15 protein-coding genes are annotated in these 19,411 nt (G+C 70.9%); 4 read left to right on the plus strand and 11 right to left on the minus strand.

Features of this window, described 5'->3' with window-relative positions:
• Positions 1 to 20 precede the first annotated feature (20 nt).
• The 4 genes from FDO69_RS42730 to FDO69_RS21545 form a co-directional block, all read right to left on the minus strand.
• Positions 21 to 152 (minus strand): hypothetical protein, encoded by a 132-nt coding sequence (locus FDO69_RS42730; RefSeq protein WP_104781486.1) that lies wholly within the window; start codon positions 150 to 152, stop codon positions 21 to 23.
• A gap of 248 nt (positions 153 to 400) precedes the next feature.
• Entirely contained in the window at positions 401 to 943 is a 543-nt protein-coding gene (locus FDO69_RS21535; RefSeq protein ID WP_104781487.1) for a GNAT family N-acetyltransferase, read from the minus strand.
• Between the two features lie 75 nt (positions 944 to 1,018).
• Complete coding sequence (pruA, locus tag FDO69_RS21540; protein WP_104781488.1) at positions 1,019 to 2,650, minus strand: L-glutamate gamma-semialdehyde dehydrogenase; 1,632 nt, start codon at positions 2,648 to 2,650, stop codon at positions 1,019 to 1,021.
• Between the two features lie 107 nt (positions 2,651 to 2,757).
• Complete coding sequence (locus FDO69_RS21545) at positions 2,758 to 3,684, minus strand: proline dehydrogenase family protein (RefSeq protein ID WP_104781489.1); 927 nt, start codon at positions 3,682 to 3,684, stop codon at positions 2,758 to 2,760.
• 151 nt (positions 3,685 to 3,835) lie between these two features.
• Here FDO69_RS21545 and FDO69_RS21550 point away from each other — a divergent pair, with 151 nt between their 5' ends.
• Together FDO69_RS21550 and FDO69_RS21555 are read left to right on the plus strand one after the other, a co-directional pair.
• Complete coding sequence (locus FDO69_RS21550) at positions 3,836 to 5,242, plus strand: PucR family transcriptional regulator (RefSeq protein WP_420878526.1); 1,407 nt, start codon at positions 3,836 to 3,838, stop codon at positions 5,240 to 5,242.
• A gap of 13 nt (positions 5,243 to 5,255) precedes the next feature.
• The gene (locus FDO69_RS21555; RefSeq protein WP_104781490.1) at positions 5,256 to 5,906 is read left to right on the plus strand and encodes an HAD family hydrolase; all 651 of its coding nucleotides are present in this window, start codon (positions 5,256 to 5,258) and stop codon (positions 5,904 to 5,906) included.
• A gap of 4 nt (positions 5,907 to 5,910) precedes the next feature.
• Here the strand turns inward: FDO69_RS21555 and FDO69_RS21560 are convergent, their stop codons facing one another.
• Entirely contained in the window at positions 5,911 to 6,489 is a 579-nt protein-coding gene (locus FDO69_RS21560; protein WP_104781491.1) for a TetR/AcrR family transcriptional regulator, read from the minus strand.
• Positions 6,490 to 6,575: 86 nt separating this feature from the next.
• Between FDO69_RS21560 and FDO69_RS21565 the strand changes: the two genes are divergently transcribed.
• The gene (locus FDO69_RS21565; protein ID WP_104781492.1) at positions 6,576 to 8,117 is read left to right on the plus strand and encodes an MFS transporter; all 1,542 of its coding nucleotides are present in this window, start codon (positions 6,576 to 6,578) and stop codon (positions 8,115 to 8,117) included.
• A gap of 55 nt (positions 8,118 to 8,172) precedes the next feature.
• Here the strand turns inward: FDO69_RS21565 and serA are convergent, their stop codons facing one another.
• The 6 genes from serA to FDO69_RS21595 all read right to left on the minus strand — a co-directional run bounded on the left by serA (position 8,173) and on the right by FDO69_RS21595 (position 18,209).
• Complete coding sequence (gene serA / locus FDO69_RS21570; protein WP_104781493.1) at positions 8,173 to 9,762, minus strand: phosphoglycerate dehydrogenase; 1,590 nt, start codon at positions 9,760 to 9,762, stop codon at positions 8,173 to 8,175.
• 267 nt (positions 9,763 to 10,029) lie between these two features.
• Entirely contained in the window at positions 10,030 to 11,028 is a 999-nt protein-coding gene (gene ilvC / locus FDO69_RS21575; protein WP_104781494.1) for a ketol-acid reductoisomerase, read from the minus strand.
• A 122-nt stretch (positions 11,029 to 11,150) separates the two neighbouring features.
• Complete coding sequence (gene ilvN, locus FDO69_RS21580; RefSeq protein WP_030851453.1) at positions 11,151 to 11,675, minus strand: acetolactate synthase small subunit; 525 nt, start codon at positions 11,673 to 11,675, stop codon at positions 11,151 to 11,153.
• A gap of 21 nt (positions 11,676 to 11,696) precedes the next feature.
• A complete protein-coding gene (locus tag FDO69_RS21585) occupies positions 11,697 to 13,541 on the minus strand; it encodes an acetolactate synthase large subunit (protein ID WP_170320919.1) in 1,845 nt (614 codons plus the stop codon).
• 230 nt (positions 13,542 to 13,771) lie between these two features.
• A complete protein-coding gene (locus tag FDO69_RS21590) occupies positions 13,772 to 16,816 on the minus strand; it encodes a putative bifunctional diguanylate cyclase/phosphodiesterase (protein ID WP_104781496.1) in 3,045 nt (1,014 codons plus the stop codon).
• A 442-nt stretch (positions 16,817 to 17,258) separates the two neighbouring features.
• Positions 17,259 to 18,209, minus strand: coding sequence for a 2-hydroxyacid dehydrogenase (locus FDO69_RS21595; protein WP_104781497.1), 951 nt, complete (start codon positions 18,207 to 18,209; stop codon positions 17,259 to 17,261).
• A gap of 77 nt (positions 18,210 to 18,286) precedes the next feature.
• Between FDO69_RS21595 and FDO69_RS21600 the strand changes: the two genes are divergently transcribed.
• The gene (locus tag FDO69_RS21600) at positions 18,287 to 19,285 is read left to right on the plus strand and encodes an aldo/keto reductase (RefSeq protein ID WP_104781498.1); all 999 of its coding nucleotides are present in this window, start codon (positions 18,287 to 18,289) and stop codon (positions 19,283 to 19,285) included.
• Positions 19,286 to 19,411: the final 126 nt, after the last annotated feature.

The following is a 19,411-nucleotide window of genomic DNA, read 5'->3' on the forward strand; positions in this document are numbered from 1 at the left end:
GTCTGCGGTGACGCTGCGGCTCAGTGGCCGCTGGATCCGCCGTTGTCCCTGCGGTCGAGGGCGCGCTGGAGCGCGGCTGCGGCGTTCTTCCGGTCGGACTCGGTCGTACGGGAGACGTGACGGACTCGGCGGCGGACGGTCGTCTCGGCCATGGGAAATCGACTCCTTCGACAGCACGGAGTGCACAGGGAGGGTTACGAGACGCCGGAAGGGGCGGGGAGCGGTGCCGCAGGGGTTGCCTGCACGGGGCCCGGCTCACGACCGCCATTCGCTTGGTCGAGCGAGACGTTCGGCTCCTACAAAGCTAAGGGAGCGCGGAGCGTCTGTCTCCACAATTACTCGGACTTCCTACTATCTGAGACGGTGGATTGGGTCACACCGCGCTGACCTGCGGTGATTCCTAAAGCACGTCGCCGTCACGCCAGTCGAAGACCAGCTCGTGCCCGGGGTCGAGAGAGCCGGCCAGGGCCGCACGGACGTAGCAGTCGCCCTCCTCGTCCGGCAGGCGGACGATGCCGTCCCGGGGGCTCAGGGCGTGCACCTGACCGGTCCACCGCTCCCAGCCGCGGGAGGTGTAGAGCCGGGCCCCGTCGTCGCTCGCGGACAGGGCGCCGAGGTCGTAGGCCCGGTCGACGGCACGTTCCAGCTCCGCCATGACCCGCCCGCCGAGACCGCCGCGACGGACATCGGCACGGACTGCGACGTTCTCGACGTACCCGGCCCGCAGCCACCGCCCGCGATACCCCACCCGGCGCATCACGACCGCCCCGTGCGCGGCGAGCCCGGATCCGTCGTGCACGAGGACGTGCAGCCCGCCGAGACCGTGGTCCCAGTCCTCGTCGCCGAAGTCCCCCTCGAACGCGGCCTCCAGCAGGCCACGCACGGCGCCGAGTTCGGCGGGGGTCAGATCGGCGGTGTGGGCGGTGCGCACGCGGATGGTCATCGGCCCAGTCTTCCCCCGGGCATGCCGACGGGCCAGGTCTTTTCGGCCTGGCCCGTCGGTTCACCCAGCGGGATGTCAGCCCATGTGCGGGTACGTGTAGTCGGTCGGCGGGACCAGCGTCTCCTTGATGGCGCGGGTCAGGGTCCAGCGCATCAGGTTCTGCGGGGCGCCGGCCTTGTCGTTGGTGCCGGAGGCACGGCCGCCGCCGAAGGGCTGCTGGCCGACGACGGCGCCGGTCGACTTGTCGTTGATGTAGAAGTTGCCGGCCGCGTAGCGGAGCTTGTCGGCCGTGTAGGCCGCCGCCGCGCGGTCGTTCGCGATGACCGAGCCGGTCAGGGCGTAGTCGGAGACGGACTCCATCTGGGTCAGCATCTCGTCGTACTTGTCGTCCTCGTAGACGTGTACGGCGATGATCGGGCCGAAGTACTCGGTGCGGAAGACCTCGTTCTCCGGGTCGGTGCACTCGATGACGGTCGGGCGGACGAACCAGCCCACGGAGTCGTCGTAGGTGCCGCCCGCGACGATCGTGCAGGAGGCGTCCTCCTTGGCGCGGTCGATGGCGGCCTTGTTCTTGGCGAAGGCACGCTCGTCGATGACGGCGCCGATGAAGTTCGACAGGTCGGTGACGTCACCCATCTTGATGCCGTCGACCTCGGCGGCCAGCTCCTCCTTGAAACCGGAGTTCCAGATCGAGGCGGGGATGTACGCCCGGGAGGTGGCACTGCACTTCTGGCCCTGGAACTCGAAGGCACCGCGGGTGAACGCCGTCTTCAGGATCGCCGGGTCGGCCGACGGGTGGGCGACGAGGAAGTCCTTGCCGCCGGTCTCGCCGACCAGACGCGGGTAGGTGCGGTACTTCTCGATGTTGTTGCCGACCGTCTTCCACAGGTACTGGAAGGTGGGCGTCGAGCCGGTGAAGTGGATGCCGGCGAGGTCGCGGTGCTCCAGGGCGACCTTGGAGACCTCGATGCCGTCACCGGTGACGAGGTTGATGACGCCCTTGGGCAGGCCCGCCTCCTCCAGCAGCTGCATCAGCAGCACGGCGGCGTGGGTCTGCGTCGGGGAGGGCTTCCAGACGACGACGTTGCCCATCAGGGCGGGGGCCGTCGGGAGGTTGCCCGCGATGGCGGTGAAGTTGAAGGGCGTGATCGCGTAGACGAAGCCCTCGAGCGGGCGGTGGTCCAGACGGTTCCACACACCCGGGGAGTTCGCCGGCGGCTGCTCGGCGAGGAGGTTGCGGGCGTAGGAGACGTTGAACCGCCAGAAGTCGATCAGCTCGCAGGGCGTGTCGATCTCGGCCTGCTGGGCGGTCTTGGACTGGCCGAGCATGGTGGAGGCGGCGAGCGTCTCGCGCCAGGGGCCGGACAGCAGCTCGGCGGCGCGCAGGATGATCGCCGCGCGGTCGTCGAAGGACATCGCACGCCAGGCGGGGGCGGCGGCGAGGGCCGCGTCGATGGCGTCCTGGGCGTCCGCCTGCGTGGCGTTGCGGTACGTGCCGAGCACCGCCTGGTGGTTGTGCGGCTGGACGACCTTGAAGGCCTCGCCGCCGCCCATCCGCTTCTCGCCGCCGATGGTGCAGGGCAGGTCGACGGGGTTGTCGGCCAGCTCCTTCAGCCGGGCCTCCAGCCGGGCCCGCTCGGGCGAGCCGGGGGCGTAGCCGTGCACCGGCTCGTTGACGGGGGTGGGGACCTGGGTCACAGCGTCCATTTTTTCCGTAACTCCTAACTGAGCGGTGTTTCGGTCTCGGCCCTTGACGGGCTCTCGTCCCTGGTCGGGCTCTCAGCCCGTGACGGGCTCCGGGCCCTTGAGGGCTCTCAGCCCTTGGTGAGCATCGAACGGGCGAAGAAGCGCAGGTTGGCCGGCTTCTCCGCGAGACGGCGCATGAAGTAGCCGTACCAGTCGGTGCCGTACGCGGTGTACACGCGCATCCGGTGGCCCTCGGCGGCCAGCCGCAGGTGCTCCTCGGTGCGGATGCCGTAGAGCATCTGGAACTCGTACTCGTCGAGCTTGCGCCCGGCCTGGCGGGCGAGTTCCTGGCCGATCGCGATCAGGCGCGGGTCGTGGGACCCGATCATCGGGTACCCCTCCCCCTTCATCAGCGTCCGCAGAATGCGGACGTACGCCCGGTCGATCTCGTGTTTGTCCTGGTACGCGACCGAGGCGGGCTCCTTGTACGCGCCCTTGACCAGGCGGACCCGGCTACCGCTCTCCGCGAGGCGGCGGGCGTCGGCCTCGGTGCGGAACAGGTAGGCCTGGATCACACAGCCGGTCTGCGGGAAGTCCTTCCGCAGCTCCTCGTGGATGGCGAACATCGAGTCGAGGGTGGTGTTGTCCTCGGCGTCGAGCGTGACCGTGGTGCCGATCTCGGCGGCGGCCTCGACGACCGGGCGGACGTTCTTCAGGGCCAGCTCGTGGCCGTCGTCCAGCGCCTGCCCGAACATCGACAGCTTCACCGACATCTCGGCGCGGGTGCCGAGCTCCAGCGGCTTGAGGCGGTCGACGAGCTCCAGGTAGGCATCCCGGGCGGCGGCGGCCTGCACGGGGTTGGTGATGTCCTCGCCCACGACGTCCATCGTGAGTTCGAGGCCGTTGTCGGCGAGGTTCCGGACGACGGGGACGATGTCGTCGACGTCCTCGCCCGGGATGAAGCGGTCGACGACCTGCTTGGTCACCGGGGCCGCCGAGATCAGGCGTCGCATCCGGTCGCTGCGAGACGCGGCGAGAATCACGGGACCCAGCACGGGGCACCTCCAAGCACCAGCAACGTGAAGGCCGGACCCCTCGCGGACGACGCGTCGGGTACGGCACGGAGAACCACCGTGAAACCTAAGGATCCCTCCGATCGTGGGCCATCGACAGCTGTCACGCATCCGTGCCGCAGATCTCAGACAGATGTATGAAGGGCTCCGGGAAGTGCGCGACAATGCCCGGGTGACGTCGGAACACAGGGGCGACTACGAGGAGCTGGTCGACGAGATCTCGGAGCTGCTCGGCGCGCCCGCGACCCTGGAGAACCGGGACTTCGAGCTGATCGCCTTCGGGGCCTACGACAGTGAGGGCGACCTCGATCCGTCGGCCCTGGACCCGGTGCGCACCCGCTCGATCCTCACCCGCCGTTCGACGGCGGCGGTCCGGGCCTGGTTCGAGGGCTTCGGCATCACCCGGGCGACGGCCCCGGTCCGTATCCCTCCGACACCGGAGGCCGGGGTCTACCGGGGCCGGATCTGCCTCCCCGTCCGCCACCGGGGCGTGGTGCACGGCTATGTCTGGCTTCTGGACGACGATCCCGGCCCGAGCGAGCGCCAGCTCACCGCCGCCATGCGGGTCACGCCCCGCATCGGCGCCCTGCTCGCGGACGAGGCGCAGCACGGCGCCGACCTCAGCCGCGAGCTTCGGGCCGTCCTCACCGCCGAGCCCGGCTGGCAGAGCGACATGGCCGTCGCCGAGCTCCGCACCGCCCTCGGTCCCCGCGCCGACGGCCTCCACGCCCTGATGTGCGTCGCCCCCTGGCCCTCGGCCGATCCGGACGACGCTCCGTCGGTCCGCGCGGTCCCCGGTGCGACGGCGCTGTGCACCCTGCCGTGGGGGGCTACGGCCCAGTGCCTGGCGGTGCTGATCCGGCTGCGCTCCCCGGACGTCCTGACTCCGGCGACCACGGCGGCGGGGCGGCTGCTGGAGAGGGCGCGCGGCGCAAGCGGCCCGGAAGGCGGGAGGAGCGGAGCGAGCGGGACCAGCGCAGCAAGCGGAGCGAGCGGGGCGAGCGGGGCGAGCAGGCCGAGCGGGACCAGCGGGGCGAGTGGGAGAAGCGGGAGTGGGCCGAGCGGGGCAAGCGCACCGAGCGGGACCAGGTCAGCGAGCGCACCGAGCGGGAAGAGCGGCGGCCCGGGCTCGGCCGTTGCCGGTATCGCCACCCCCCGCTCCGGCCTCGCCGAGTCGGCGACCGCCTGGCGGGAGGCGTCGGCGGCCGCTCGGGCGGCACTGGCCGAGGCGCGTTTCGGGCCGGTCGCGCAGTGGGCGTCGATCGGTCCGTTCCGGCTGCTCACGGCCCTGCCTCCCGAGGTCGCTCACGACCCCGTCGCCCGCGCACTGCTCACGCCGGTCCACCAGGAACTCGCCCGGACCGCCGAGGTCTACCTCGACTGCGCCGGCCAGGCCGCCCGGGCCGCCGCCGAGCTGGGCATCCACCGCCAGACCCTGTACTACCGCCTGTCCCGGATCGAGAAGCTCACGGGCCTCGACCTGGATGACGGTGAGGACCGTCTGCTGCTGCATATGGCCCTCAAGGCACACCGACTGTGAGGACGGCCCGTTCATGCCCCTGCTGCTGCTCGACCTCGACAACACCCTGATCGACCGGGACGCCGCCTACCGCGCCACGCTGCTGGACTTCCTGGCCGAGCACGGGCTGCCCGAGGACGAGATCGAGTGGCTCATGACCGTCGACGCCAGTGGGTACACGCCGCGCCCGGAGGTCGCCCGGGCCATGCACGGGCGGTACGGCGACCGCGTCCCCCGGGACGCGGTCCGCGCTCTGCTCGATGGGGGCGCGGCCGATCGTGCCGTGCTGTCCACGCCCGTCCGCACCGCACTCGAGGAGGCCACCGCCGCGGGCTGGACCCTCGCCATCGTCACCAACGGCCGTACCTCCCAGCAGGAGAGGAAGATCCGCACCACCGGTCTCGACGCGCTGACCCACGGCTGGGCCGTCTCCGAGGCCGTCGGCCACACGAAGCCCGCGCCGGAGATCTTCCACGCCGCTGCCGCCGCCGTCGGCGCCACGCTCGACGGCGCCTGGGTGATCGGCGACTCCCCGCACGCCGACATCGCCGGTGCGGCCGGCATCGGCGCCCGCAGCGTCTGGGTGTCGGCGGGCCGCCCCTGGACCGGGACGGCACTCACCCCCACCCGGACCGCCCCCGACACCGCGTCCGCCATCGACTCGGTCGTCGGCGCACCCGGGTGAGGCGTCACTTCCCCCCGGCTGCCTCGATCACCCGGCGGAGCCCCGCTGTGAGCTGCTCGGCCTCCGGAGCGTGCTCCGGGTCGAAGGTCCACTGGGCCATCAGGCCCATCATCATGGTCAGGTAGAAGTACCCGACGGTGTCCACCTGCTCGTCGGTCACGTCGGCCTCGTGCCCGCCGAGGAAGAGGGGCAGGATGCCGCGCGCGCCCTCGCGCTGGGCCCGTGCGAGATGCTCCCGCACCTCCGGCAACTGGTCCCCCATGGCCACGATCTCCAGGCTGAGCCGCCACATCGAGCCGGGCTCCCGCATGGTCCCGATGATGTTCGCCCAGACGTCGGTGAAGCGCTCCAGCGACCCCGGCTCCCCGCGCAACTCACCGCCGCCCTCGAAGGCGTCGGACATGCCCTCCACCATCTCCACGTACGCCTGTGCCAGCAGCGCGTCCTTGGAGCCGTAGTGGTAGCCGATCGACGCCAGGTTGGTCCCCGACTCCTTGACGATGTCGCGCGCGGTCGTGCGCAGGAAGCCTTTCGCCAGCAGGCAGCGCTTGGCGCCCTCCAGCAGATCCTCACGGTGTCCCATGGCACGCCACCCTAACCCGGAATCCAGACGGACGTATTAAACAGACGTACTAGACAAGCGTTTAATACGCTCGTACAGTCCTGCCCATGACGACGAACCCACCACCTCCCTCCCTCGCCGGCCGCCGCGAATGGACGGCCCTCGGCGTGCTGATGCTCCCGCTGCTGCTGGTCTCGATGGACGTCTCGGTCCTCTACTTCGCGATCCCCGCGATCAGCGCCGACCTGGAGCCGAGCGCCACCCAGCAGCTGTGGATCTTCGACATCTACGGCTTCGTGCTGGCCGGCCTGCTGATGACGATGGGCTCCCTCGGCGACCGCATCGGCCGCCGCAGGCTCCTGCTGATCGGCGCCGCCGCCTTCGGCACGGCCTCGCTGGTCGCGGCCTACGCCACCAGCGCCGAGACCCTGATCGCCGCCCGCGCGGTCCTCGGCATCGGCGGCGCGACGCTGATGCCGTCCACGATGGCGCTCGTGCGCACGATGTTCACCGACCCCGTACAGCGCACCAAGGCGATCGGTGTGTGGTCGGGGGTGATGACGGCCGGCATCGCGCTCGGCTCGGTGATGAGCGGGGTGCTCGTCGAGCACTTCTGGTGGGGCTCGGTCTTCCTGGTCAACCTGCCCGCGATGCTGCTGCTCCTGGTCCTCGGCCCCGTCCTGCTGCCCGAGTCGCGCACGCCGAACCCCGGCCGCTTCGACCTGCTGAGCGTCCCCCTGTCGATGGCGGCGGTGCTCCCCGTGATCTACGGCCTGAAGGAACTCGCGGCCGAGGGCTGGAACGTGCGGTACGTGATGTCGGTGACCGTCGGCCTGCTCTTCGCCGCGTTGTTCGTCCACCGCCAGCGCACGGCGGCCTCCCCGCTGATCTCGCCGGACCTGTTCCGGGCCCGCGGCTTCAGCCCGGCCGTCGTCCTCAACCTCGCCGCCGCCTTCGGCATGATGGGCTCGGCGTACTTCACGACCCAGTACATCCAGTCGGTCCTGGACAAGGGCCCCCTCGAAGCGGCGCTGTGGAGTCTGCTGCCGTCGGTGCCCATCGGGCTCGCGGCCCCGATCTCCGCACAGCTCGTGCAGCGGGGCGTTCCCCGCGCGCACGTCGTCGGCGGCGGCTTCGCGGTCGCCGCGTGCGGCTACGTGATGCTGGCCCTGGCCGGTACGGACTCCCTCTGGCTGCTGCTGGCCGCGTGCGCCGTCCTGGCCTGCGGCATCGTGGCCGTCATGTCGCAGGTGGCGGACCTGGCCCTGAGCGCGGCTCCCGTGGAGAAGGCGGGCGCCGCGTCGTCCCTGCTGGAGACGGGCACGGAGTTCGGCGGCGCGCTGAGCATGGCGTTCCTCGGCTCCATCGGCACGGCCGTCTTCCGGCACGAGATCCCGGCCTCGGCGCCCACACCGGCGCGCGAGACCCTGGGCGGCGCCCTGGCCGTGGCCGACCGGCTCCCGGGGCGCGCGGGGGACGCCCTGGCGACGGCGGCGCGCGAGGCCTTCACCAGCGGCATGCACGCGGCGGCCGTCACGGGCGCGGTGCTGCTGGCCTGCGCGGCGGCAGCGGCGGTGCCGACCCTGCGGCGGGTGGGGGTAGGGAAAAACGCCGGACGGGCTGATCAGCTCAGCCCGTCCGGCGTCTGAGGACGAGCCCGTTCAGGACGAACGGGCGCCCCGGGGGCGCGGCCCCCCGGGAAGGTCAGGCCAGGTTCACCGACCGGGCCGAGGTCGCCCCGATCTCCGCGGCCACCTCGGCCAGCACGTTCGCGGTCACCGTGTCGTCCACGGTCAGTACCGCCAGCGCCTCGCCGCCGGCCACCGAACGCGACACCTGCATGCCGGCGATGTTGAGGCCCGCCTCACCGAGGATGCGGCCGACCGTGCCGACGATGCCGGGGCGGTCCTCGTAGTTCAGGACCAGCATGTGGTCGGCGAGCGCGAGGTCCACGTCGTAGTCGCCGACCGCGACGATCTTCTGGATGTGCTTGGGGCCGGCCAGCGTGCCGGACACCGACACCTCCTCGCCGTCGGCGAGGGTGCCGCGCACCGTGACGACGTTGCGGTGCTCGGTCGCCTCGGAGCTGGTGGTGAGGCGCACCTCGACGCCGCGTTCCTGCGCGAACAGCGGCGCGTTGACGTAGGAGACCGTCTCGTCGACGACGTCCTCGAAGACACCCTTGAGCGCGGACAGCTCCAGCACCTTCACGTCGTGCTGGGTGATCTCGCCGTAGACCTCGACGTCGAGGCGGACGGCGACCTCACCGGCGAGCGCGGTGAAGATCCGGCCCAGGCGCTCGGCGAGCGGCAGACCCGGCTTGACGTCCTCGGCGATGACACCGCCCTGCACGTTCACCGCGTCCGGAACGAGCTCACCGGCGAGCGCGAGGCGCACCGAGCGGGCCACGGCGATACCGGCCTTCTCCTGCGCCTCGTCGGTGGAGGCGCCGAGGTGCGGGGTGCAGACGACCTGGTCGAACTCGAACAGCGGGGAGTCCGTGCAGGGCTCCTTCGCGTACACGTCGAGACCGGCACCGGCGACCCGGCCCTCCTTGAGGGCGGAGTACAGCGCCTCCTCGTCGACGATCCCGCCGCGCGCGGCGTTGACGATGCGCACGCTCGGCTTGACCTTGCGCAGCGCCTCGTCGCCGATGAGGCCGACGGTCTCGGGGGTCTTGGGGAGGTGCACGGTGATGAAGTCGGAGACCTCGAGCAGCTCGTCCAGCGACAGCACCTTCACGCCCATCTGGGCGGCGCGGGCGGGCTGGATGTAGGGGTCGTAGGCGACGACCTTCATGCCGAACCCGGACATGCGCTGGGCGACCAGCGCGCCGATGCGGCCGAGGCCGACGACACCGAGGGTCTTCTCGGCCAGCTCCACGCCCGTGTACTTGCTGCGCTTCCACTCGCCGTTCTTCAGCGCGGCGTTGGCCTGCGGGATGTGGCGGGCGGTGGCGACGAGGAGACCGCAGGCCAGCTCGGCGGCGGTCACGATGTTCGAGGTGGGGGCGTTGACGACCATCACGCCGGCCTTGGTGGCGGCGGAGACGTCCACGTTGTCCAGGCCGACGCCGGCTCGTGCGACGACCTTCAGCTTGTTCGCGGCGGCGATCGCCTCGGCGTCGACCTTGGTGGCCGAACGGACCAGGATCGCGTCCACATCGGCGATGGCCGGGAGCAGCTCGGCCCGGTCCGCGCCGTTGCAGTGGCGGATCTCGAAGTCCGGGCCAAGGGCGTCGACGGTGGCGGGCGACAGCTCTTCAGCGATGAGTACGACGGGTTTCGAGCTCACGTGAGTCCTCACAAGTCCAGTGCTGCGGACGGCCGTCCCGACGGCCGCAGGCGGTGGAGGGGGGCTAGCCGCGGAAGACGCACGACGCTGTGGGCCTGACGCGTATGTGTGCAGCAGTCTAGTGGCGCCTGAGGCGTCGTCCTGTGCCGCTGCGGAAGGATCACCCGTCCGTGGCCGGACGGGATGGACAACGCCGTACCACCGACGTTACCCGGGGTTCGCCGAGGGGGCCGGAGCGGGTCCGCTCCGGCCCCCTCGGGCGGCGGCTTACGCCTCCTCGTCGACCCAGCTCATGAGCTTGCGCAGCTCCTTGCCGGTGGTCTCCAGCAGGTGCTCGGAGTCCTGCTTCTTGTACTCGTTGTACTTCTTCAGACCGCCGTGGTACTCGTCCATCCACTGCTGCGCGAAGGTGCCGTCCTGGATCTCGCCGAGGACCTTCTTCATCTCGGCCTTGGTGGCGTCCGTGATGATCCGCGGGCCGGTGACGTAGTCGCCCCACTCGGCGGTCTCGGAGATCGACCAGCGCATCTTCTCCAGGCCGCCCTCGTACATGAGGTCCACGATCAGCTTCAGCTCGTGCAGGCACTCGAAGTAGGCGATCTCCGGCTGGTAGCCGGCCTCGGTCAGGGTCTCGAAGCCCGCCTTGACCAGCGCCGCGGTGCCACCGCAGAGGACGGCCTGCTCACCGAACAGGTCGGTCTCCGTCTCCTCGGTGAAGGTCGTCTTGATGACGCCGGCGCGGGTGCCGCCGATGCCCTTCGCGTACGACAGGGCCAGCGCGAAGCCGTTGCCCGTGGCGTCCTGCTCGACGGCGGCGATGCAGGGAACGCCGCGGCCCTCCTCGTACTGGCGGCGGACCAGGTGGCCCGGGCCCTTCGGGGCGACCATGCAGACGTCCACGCCGGCCGGGGGCTTGATGAAGCCGTAGCGGATGTTCAGGCCGTGGCCGAAGAACAGCGCGTCGCCGTCCTTCAGGTTGTCCTTGATGTGCTTCTCGTAGACCTCGGCCTGGATCGGGTCCGGGACGAGGATCATGATGACGTCGGCCTCGGCGGCGGCCTCCGACGGGCTCACCACGCGCAGGCCCTGCTCCTCGGCCTTGGCCTTGGACTTGGAGCCCTCGTGCAGACCGACGCGGACGTCGACACCCGAGTCACGGAGCGACAGCGCGTGGGCGTGGCCCTGGCTGCCGTAACCGATGACCGCGACCTTGCGGCCCTGGATGATGGACAGGTCGGCGTCGGCGTCGTAGAACAGCTCGGCCACTTTGGGTTCTCTCCTCGGGAGTGCAGGTGTTGCGTCCCACCGTATGACGGGGGGCGGAAGGGAAGTCTGCGGGTCTCGGAATACGGGCGGCCGACGGCACGCCGACCGCCCGCTTCAGGGTCTTAGGCCGACCGGTCCAGGGCGCGCAGCGACCGGTCCGTGATCGAACGGGCACCGCGGCCGATCGCGATCGTGCCGGACTGGACGAGCTCCTTGATGCCGTACGGCTCCAGCATCTTGAGCATCGCGGTCAGCTTCTCGCCGGATCCGGTGGCCTCGATGGTCACGGCCTCCGGGGAGACGTCGACGGTCTTGGCGCGGAACAGCTGGACGATCTCGACGATCTGGGAGCGCGTCTCGTTGTCGGCGCGCACCTTCACCAGGACGAGTTCGCGCTGCACCGCCTGCGCCGGCTCCAGCTCGACGATCTTCAGCACGTTGACGAGCTTGTTGAGCTGCTTGGTGACCTGCTCCAGCGGCAGGTCCTCCACGCCGACGACGATGGTGATGCGGGAGATGTCGGGGTGCTCGGTGACGCCCACCGCGAGGGAGTCGATGTTGAAGCCGCGGCGGGAGAACAGGGCGGCGATCCGGGCGAGGATGCCGGGGGTGTTCTCCACCAGGACGGAGAGCGTGTGCTTGGACATGATCTTTTACGTCTCTCTCGCTCAGTCGTCTTCGTTGTCGCCGAAGTCGGGGCGGACGTCCCGGGCGGCCATGATCTCGTCGTTGGAGGTGCCGGCGGCGACCATCGGCCACACCATCGCGTCCTCGTGGACGATGAAGTCGACGACGACCGGGCGGTCGTTGATCGAGTTCGCCTCTTCGATGACCTTGTCGAGGTCGTCCGGGGACTCGCAGCGGATGGCGTAGCAGCCCATGGCCTCCGACAGCTTCACGAAGTCGGGGACGCGGGTGCCGCGGGCCGTGGGGTTGACGTCGTCCGGGCCGGAGTGCAGGACGGTGTTGGAGTACCGCTGGTTGTAGAAGAGGGTCTGCCACTGGCGGACCATCCCGAGGGCGCCGTTGTTGATGACGGCGACCTTGATCGGGATGTTGTTCAGGGCGCAGGTGGTCAGTTCCTGGTTGGTCATCTGGAAGCAGCCGTCGCCGTCGATGGCCCAGACGGCCCGCTCGGGCGCTCCGGCCTTGGCGCCCATGGCGGCCGGGACGGCGTAGCCCATCGTTCCGGCGCCGCCGGAGTTGAGCCAGGTGCCCGGCTTGTCGTACTCGATGAAGTGGGCGGACCACATCTGGTGCTGGCCGACGCCCGCCGCGAAGATCGTGCCCTCGGGGGCGAGCTGTCCGATGCGCTCGATGACCTGCTGCGGGGAGAGCGAGCCGTCGCCGGGCTGGTCGTAGCCGAGCGGGTAGGTGTCGCGCCAGCGGTTCAGGTCGTTCCACCAGGCGCTGTAGTCGCCCTGGTGACCTTCAGCGTGCTCCTTCTGGACGGCCTGGATCAGGTCGGCGATGACCTCGCGGGCGTCACCGACGATCGGCACGTCGGCGGCGCGGTTCTTGCCGATCTCGGCCGGGTCGATGTCCGCGTGGACGATCTTGGCGAGCGGGGCGAAGCTGTCCAGCTTGCCGGTGACGCGGTCGTCGAAGCGGGCGCCGAGGGCGACGATCAGGTCGGCCTTCTGCAGTCCGGTGACGGCGGCGACCGAGCCGTGCATGCCGGGCATGCCCAGGTGCTGCGGGTGCTTGTCGGGGAAGGACCCGAGCGCCATCAGCGTGGTGGTGACGGGGGCGCCGGTGAGCTCGGCGAGGACCTTCAGCTCGGCGGTGGCCTTGGCCTTGAGCACGCCGCCGCCGACGTACAGCACGGGCCGCTTGGCCTGGGTGATCAGCTTGGCGGCCTCGCGGATCTGCTTGGCGTGCGGCTTGGTCACCGGGCGGTAGCCGGGCAGGTCCATGGCGGGCGGCCAGAAGAAGGTGGTCTTCGCCTGGAGGGCGTCCTTGGCGATGTCGACCAGGACCGGGCCGGGGCGGCCCGTGGAGGCGATGTGGAACGCCTGGGCGATGATCCGCGGGATGTCCTCGGCCTTGGTGACGAGGAAGTTGTGCTTGGTGATCGGCATGGTGATGCCGACGATGTCCGCCTCCTGGAAGGCGTCCGTGCCGATCGCCTTCGACGCCACCTGGCCGGTGATCGCGACCAGCGGCACGGAGTCCATGTGCGCGTCGGCGATCGGGGTGACCAGGTTGGTGGCGCCGGGGCCGGAGGTGGCCATGCAGACACCGACCTTGCCGGTGGCCTGGGCGTAGCCGGTGGCGGCGTGACCGGCGCCCTGCTCGTGGCGGACCAGGACGTGGCGCACCCGGGTCGAGTCCATCAGTGGGTCGTAGGCCGGGAGGATCGCACCGCCGGGAATGCCGAATACCGTGTCGGCGCCGACCTCCTCGAGAGAGCGGATGAGGGACTGCGCGCCCGTCACCTGCTCGGGGGCGGAGTGTCCTCCGGATCGGGGCCGGGGCTGCGGGTGGTGGGCCCCGGTGGCCTGCTCGGTCATCGGCATTCTCTTCTCAGATGCTGAGGGTTTTTGCGAGGTTTATGCGGTCTTCGGCTGTTGCACGAAAGGCGCCTGTGCAACAAAAAACCCCTCGTGCCATAAGGCAAGCGAGGGGAGCGCGCCGGGTGGGGTCGCTGAGCGGTCGAGGCTCAGCGTCAGCCGACGCGCTTTCCAAGTACGAGAATTCGGGTGCGCATGGCACTGACCCTCCCCCCGGCACGCACTCACTGTCAAGTGGGTGGGACGGGAGTCTCATTATGTGAGCGCAGTGTCGCGCCGCCTCCGATGACGGCGGACACGCCCGAGCTGTACACCCGCGGGGCGCCGCCCGCGAACGCCGGTTCGGACGGCCCGTTCGGCACCGGATAGTGGCCGGCGGCGAGCGCCCGGCGCAGCCGGTACTCGTCGAGCGGCCCGGAGAACGCCATGCCCTGCCCGTGCGTGCAGCCCATCGCGCGCAGGGCGATGACCTGCTCGGGCAGATCCACCCCCTCCGCCACGGACTTCAGCCCGAGGTCGCCCGCGATGCGCAGCAGCCCGCTGGTGATCTTGTGCAGGCGCGCGGACTCGACGACGCCCTCGACCAGACCGCGGTCGAGCTTCAGCACGTCGACGGGGAGCCGCCGAAGGGCCGTGATCGCCGCGTAGCCACTGCCGAAGCCGTCGAGCGCGATCCGCACACCGACGCGCCGCAGGGCGCCCAGACGCCGCTCCAGCTCGTCCAGCGAGACCCTCGGGTCGGCGTCCGACAGCTCGACGATCAGCGAACCCGGCGGCAGCCCGTGCCGCGTGAGCAGTGCCTCGATCGAGCCGAGCGGCATCGAGCGGTCCAGCAGCCGGCGGGCGCTCATCCGCACGACGACCGGCACGGACAGCCCGGTCGCGTGCCGCTCGGCGGCCTGCTCGACGGCCTCCTCGATCATCCACCGGCCCAGCTCGGCGGTCTTGTCGCCGTCCTCGGCCACGCGCAGGAACTCCGCCGGGGTGAAGAGCACCCCCTGCGAGGAGCGCCAGCGCGCCTGCGCGGACACCGACGAGATCCGGCCGTCCTCCAGGGACACCACCGGCTGGTGCAGCAGGGCGAACTCCCCGTCGTGCAGCGCGGCCCGCAGCCGGGTGGCGAGCTCGGCCTTGCGGACGACGTCCTGCTGCATCTGTGGCTTGTACAGCTCGACGCGGCCCTTGCCGCCGGCCTTGGCCCGGTACATGGCGAGGTCGGCGTTGCGCAGCAGTTCACCGGCGCCGAGGCCGGACTCGGCGAAGGCCACGCCGATGGAGGCGTTGACACGGACATCGTTGCCGTCGATGAGGTAGGGCTGGGACAGCGTCGTCCTGAGGCGGTCGGCGAGCTCCACTATGTGCCGCTCGCGCGCGTCCCGGTCGCGCGTGTTGTCCCCGGCGATCAGGGCCGCGAACTCGTCTCCTCCGAGCCGGGACGCGGTGTCGCCGTGCCGGACGGAGTCCTGGAGCCTGCGGGCGGCCTGGACCAGCAGCTCGTCCCCGGCCTGGTGCCCGATCGTGTCGTTGACGGCCTTGAAGCCGTCGAGGTCGATGAACAGCACGGCCGTGTTCCGCAGGGCCACGCCCCGGTCGGAGGCGCGGCGACCCGAGAGGGCGTGCTGGACGCGCTTGGTGAACAGGGCGCGGTTGGGCAGGTCCGTGAGCGGGTCGTGCTCGGCGTTGTGCTGCAACTGGGCCTGCAGGCGCACCCTTTCGGTCACGTCGCGGCTGTTGAAGATGAGGCCGCCGTGATGACGGTTGATGGTCGACTCCACGTTCAGCCAGCCTCCCCCACTCTCGGCTTCGCTCGAGCGGGAGGTGCCCCCACCGCCCGAGCGGAAGCGGCACTCGATGCGTGTGGTGGGTTCCTCGACCGGGTCGGCGGCGAGGAACCGGCGCACCTCGTGCACGACGCAGCCCAGGTCCTCGGGGTGGATGAGGTTGGCCAGTTCCGTACCCACCAGCTCCTCCGCCGAGCGGCCGTACACACCGGCGGCGGCCGGGGAGACGTACCTCAGGACGCCACTGGGTGCGGCGATCATGATGACGTCGCTGGAGCCCTGCACCAGGGAGCGGAAGTGGTTCTCCTTCTGCGCCAGTTCCTGGGTGAGGGTGATGTTGTCGAGCAGCATGATGCCCTGGCGCACGACGAGCGCGAGGACCACCGTGCCCCCGGTGAGCAGGACCACGCGGTCGACGCTGCGGCCGTTGAGGACGTTGTAGAGGATCCCGAGGGTGCACACGGCGGCCGCGAGATACGGCGTGAGGGCGGCGAGGGAGCCGGAGATGGGCCGGGCGGTCGGATACCGGCTGTGCTCGGCGCCGGGCAGGGGGGCGTGGTGGTGGGTGCCGCCGCGCTGCCCCGGCACGTGCTCGTGCACCACGCGGGTGTGCCCGGCGGCGTGCCGCTCGGAACCCTGCCGGTCGCCCTCCGCGCGCGTCCCCGCCCACGGGGCGTACGCCAGGAGCAGCGAGCCGGCGAACCAGCCCGCGTCGAGCAGCTGTCCGGAGCGGTAGTCGTGGTGCATGAGCGGTGAGGTGAACAGGGCGTCGCACATCACGGTCAGGGCGAGGGCGCCGATGGCGGTGTTCACCGCGGAGCGGTTCACCGCGGACCGCCTGAAGTGCAGGGCGAGGACCATGCTCACCAGGGCGATGTCGAGCAGCGGGTAGGCCAGCGACAGCGCGATGTGCGCCACGCCGGGCCCTTCGGATTTCGCGGCCTGGGCGAGGGCGAGGCTCCAGGCCAGCGTCAGCAGCGAGCCGCCGATGAGCCAAGCGTCCAGCCCGAGGCAGACCCAGCCCGCCTTGGTCACCGGCCGTTTGGCGAGCACGAGCAGTCCGACGATCGCGGGCGGCGCGAAGCAGAGGAAGAACAGGTCGGCGTAGCTGGGACTGGGCACGGGCAGGCCCAGCACCACCTCGTACCACCCCCAGACGAGGTTGCCCAGGGACGCCATGGCCGAGGAGAGGCCGAACAGCAGCCAGGCGGATCGAAAGCGGGTGCGGCGGCTGCGGGCGTACAGGAGGCACGAGACGGCGGCGGTGCCGGCTGCGGCGCTCAGCCCGAAGTCGCCCATGAACAGGGCCACTTCGTAGGAACCCCAGCCGAACGCGGCACCGACGGCATAGCCCGCGCAGGCCAGGGCGAGGACGAGTTGGAGGGCCAGGCCCGGCCGGCGGCCGGTGACCGGCGTGCGGGGCAGCAGCGCGCCCGTGGAGGGAGGCTGTGCCCGCAGCGCTCCGTCCAGCGTGGGGGTGGGGGGCGCGCTCACCTGGCCCTCCCGGTTCGCGCGGCTCCCGGGTCCCGCGGGCCCCGGTGGACCTGCTGGGCATGCCTCCCGCCCCTGCCGGACCTGCCGGCCCTACCGGACCTGCGGTGAGGGTGACTGTGATCGGTGTGGTGTTCGCCGTGGTGGGTGTGGTGGCCGACGTGATCGGCGTGCTGACCGCGTCCGCTCGCGGCCTTCCGCCAGGGTCGCCGCCGGCAGCCCCGCCCCGTCGGATCGCTCGTCCATAGGCCGTGCATCGCCTGTCGCCCCCCTCACAGTCCGAAGTGTCCGTCCCCGGCGCCGATTGGTCCCCGGCGCTGCCCCTGTCGGGACGATACACCAGTCTCGTCACTCAGGGACATAGGTTCTCTACGCTCCGTGACGATCAATAGATATATGAGTACCCACCGCACCCGGGAGATTGCGGACGGTGCTCGAAGGTCTCTCAGTCGGTTGATGCACCCGTCGTGAGGATCACGTTGCGGAGCGGCTCCCGGTTCACATAACGGTTCAACTGGTCCACCAGGAGCCGCTTGGCGCGCGGAAGGAACGCGGAGGTGGGTCCGCCGACATGGGGGCTGATGAGTACCCCCGGCGCACGCCACAGGGGGTGTTCGCGCGCCGGCGGCTCCGGGTCGGTGACGTCGAGGGCGGCGGTGATACGGCCGGTCTCCAGCTCGGCGAGCAGGGCCTTGGTGTCGACGACGGGGCCGCGGGCGACGTTCACCAGGAGTGCGCCGTCCTTCATCCGGGACAGGAAGTCGGCCCCGGCCAGGCCGCGGGTGGCTTCGGTGAGGGGGGTGGACAGGATCACGACGTCCGCTTCCGGCAGCAGCGCGGGAAGGTCGGTGAGCGGATGCACCGGACCGCGCGCCGTGGTGCGCTCGGAGCGCGCGACGCGCGCCACCCGCGCCACCTCGAACGGAACGAGCCGGTCCTCGATGGCCTCGCCGATCGAGCCGTATCCCACGATGAGGACGTTCTTGTCGGCGAGCGCGGGCCGGAACCCGCCGAGCCACTCCCCCCGGTCCTGTGCGCGGACGAAGTCGGGGATCCCGCGCAGCGAGGCCAGGATCAGCGCGAGGGTGAGCTCGCCGGTGCTGGCCTCGTGCACTCCTCGCGCATTGCACAGCCGCACACCCGCGGGCAGCTGCCCGAGCCCCGGCTCCACGTGGTCGATCCCGGCGGAGAGAGTCTGCACGACCCGGACGTTGCTCATCCGCCCCATGGGCCGCACGCACAGCGGGCTGGGCTTCATGTAGGGGACGACGTAGAAGGCGCAGTCGGCCGGGTCCGCGGGGAAGTCGTCCTCACCGTTCCAGAAACGGTAGTCCGGGCCCTCGGGGAGTCCGTCGATGTCGTCCGGCGGGATGGGCAGCCACACGTCAGCAGTCATGCTCTGGAGGCTATGTCAGGAGTGTGTGACGGCAGAGGTTAGGTTGGGGTGGCTCGAACAGGGAGGGTCACGACCAGGTGGAGCGCAGGACGATCGGCGCGGCGGCGCTCGCGGTGGGGGCCGTCGGACTCGGGTGCATGCCGATGAGCTGGGCCTACAGCGCGTCGCGGCGGCGGGGCGACGAGTCGCTCAGGGCGGTGCACCGGGCGCTCGACCTGGGTGCGTCCCTGCTGGACACGGCCGACATGTACGGCCCCTTCACCAACGAGCTGCTGGTGGGGCGGGCGTTGAAGGAGCGGCGGTCCGACGCGTTCGTGTCGACGAAGGTCGGGCTGCTCGTCGGCGACCAGCACATCGTCGCCAACGGCCGCCCCGGGTATGTCAAGCGGGCCTGCGACGCGTCGCTGCGGCGGCTGCAGACGGACGTCATCGACCTCTACCAGCTGCACCGGGCCGACCCCGAGGTGCCGGTCGAGGAGACCTGGGGCGCGATGGCGGAGCTCGTCCAGGCCGGGAAGGTACGGGCGTTGGGCCTGTGCGCGGTGGGCGCGCGGGCCGGTCGCCGTGCCGGGGCCCGGCTGCACGACGGAACGATTCGGCAGCTGGAGCGGGTGCAGCAGGTCTTCCCGGTGAGCGCGGTGGAGGCGGAGCTGTCGGTGTGGTCGCCGGAGGCACTGGAGGCCCTGCTTCCGTGGTGCCGGACGCGGGGCGTCGGTTTCCTCGCCGCGATGCCGCTGGGCAACGGCTTCCTGACCGGCAGGCTGCGCCCCGGCGCGGGCTTCGAGGCGGACGACCCGCGTGCCCGGCACCCCCGCTTCACGGCCGAGATGATGGCCGCGAACCAGCCGTTCGTCGCGGGTCTGCGCCGCGTGGCCCGTCGGCACGGCACGGGGGTCACGGCCGCCCAGGTCGCCCTCGCGTGGGTGCTGGCCCAGGGCCCGCACGTGGTCCCGGTCCCCGGCGCGAAGCAGGAGCGCTGGGTCACGGAGAACACGGCGGCGACGGACGTGCGCCTGACCCCGGACGATCTCAGGGAGATAGCCGCGCTGCCGCCGGCCCAGGGGTCGTGGGACTGAGGACCCGTTTGCACCCTGGTGTGTTCCGGGCAAAGTACGTGTTCCCGCTACGGCGTTCGGCGATCGGGAACCCTGGAGCCGCCGGCGGTGTATGACAGGGAGAAGGACCTGCCCCGTCGAAGGGAC

It is taken from the genome of Streptomyces tibetensis (assembly GCF_007655005.1).
Classification (GTDB): Bacteria; Actinomycetota; Actinomycetes; order Streptomycetales; family Streptomycetaceae; genus Streptomyces; species Streptomyces tibetensis.

Bases quoted from the DNA above. Each gene is read 5' to 3' on its own strand.
- pruA (WP_104781488.1), bottom strand. From the start codon at position 2,650: ATGGACGCTGTGACCCAGGTCCCCACCCCCGTCAACGAGCCGGTGCAC.
- FDO69_RS21555 (WP_104781490.1), top strand. From the start codon at position 5,256: ATGCCCCTGCTGCTGCTCGACCTCGACAACACCCTGATCGACCGGGAC.
- FDO69_RS21585 (WP_170320919.1), bottom strand. From the start codon at position 13,541: ATGACCGAGCAGGCCACCGGGGCCCACCACCCGCAGCCCCGGCCCCGA.
- ilvN (WP_030851453.1), bottom strand. From the start codon at position 11,675: ATGTCCAAGCACACGCTCTCCGTCCTGGTGGAGAACACCCCCGGCATC.
- FDO69_RS42730 (WP_104781486.1), bottom strand. From the start codon at position 152: ATGGCCGAGACGACCGTCCGCCGCCGAGTCCGTCACGTCTCCCGTACG.
- FDO69_RS21595 (WP_104781497.1), bottom strand. From the start codon at position 18,209: ATGACTGCTGACGTGTGGCTGCCCATCCCGCCGGACGACATCGACGGA.
- FDO69_RS21535 (WP_104781487.1), bottom strand. From the start codon at position 943: ATGACCATCCGCGTGCGCACCGCCCACACCGCCGATCTGACCCCCGCC.
- FDO69_RS21565 (WP_104781492.1), top strand. From the start codon at position 6,576: ATGACGACGAACCCACCACCTCCCTCCCTCGCCGGCCGCCGCGAATGG.
- FDO69_RS21550 (WP_420878526.1), top strand. From the start codon at position 3,836: ATGTATGAAGGGCTCCGGGAAGTGCGCGACAATGCCCGGGTGACGTCG.
- FDO69_RS21560 (WP_104781491.1), bottom strand. From the start codon at position 6,489: ATGGGACACCGTGAGGATCTGCTGGAGGGCGCCAAGCGCTGCCTGCTG.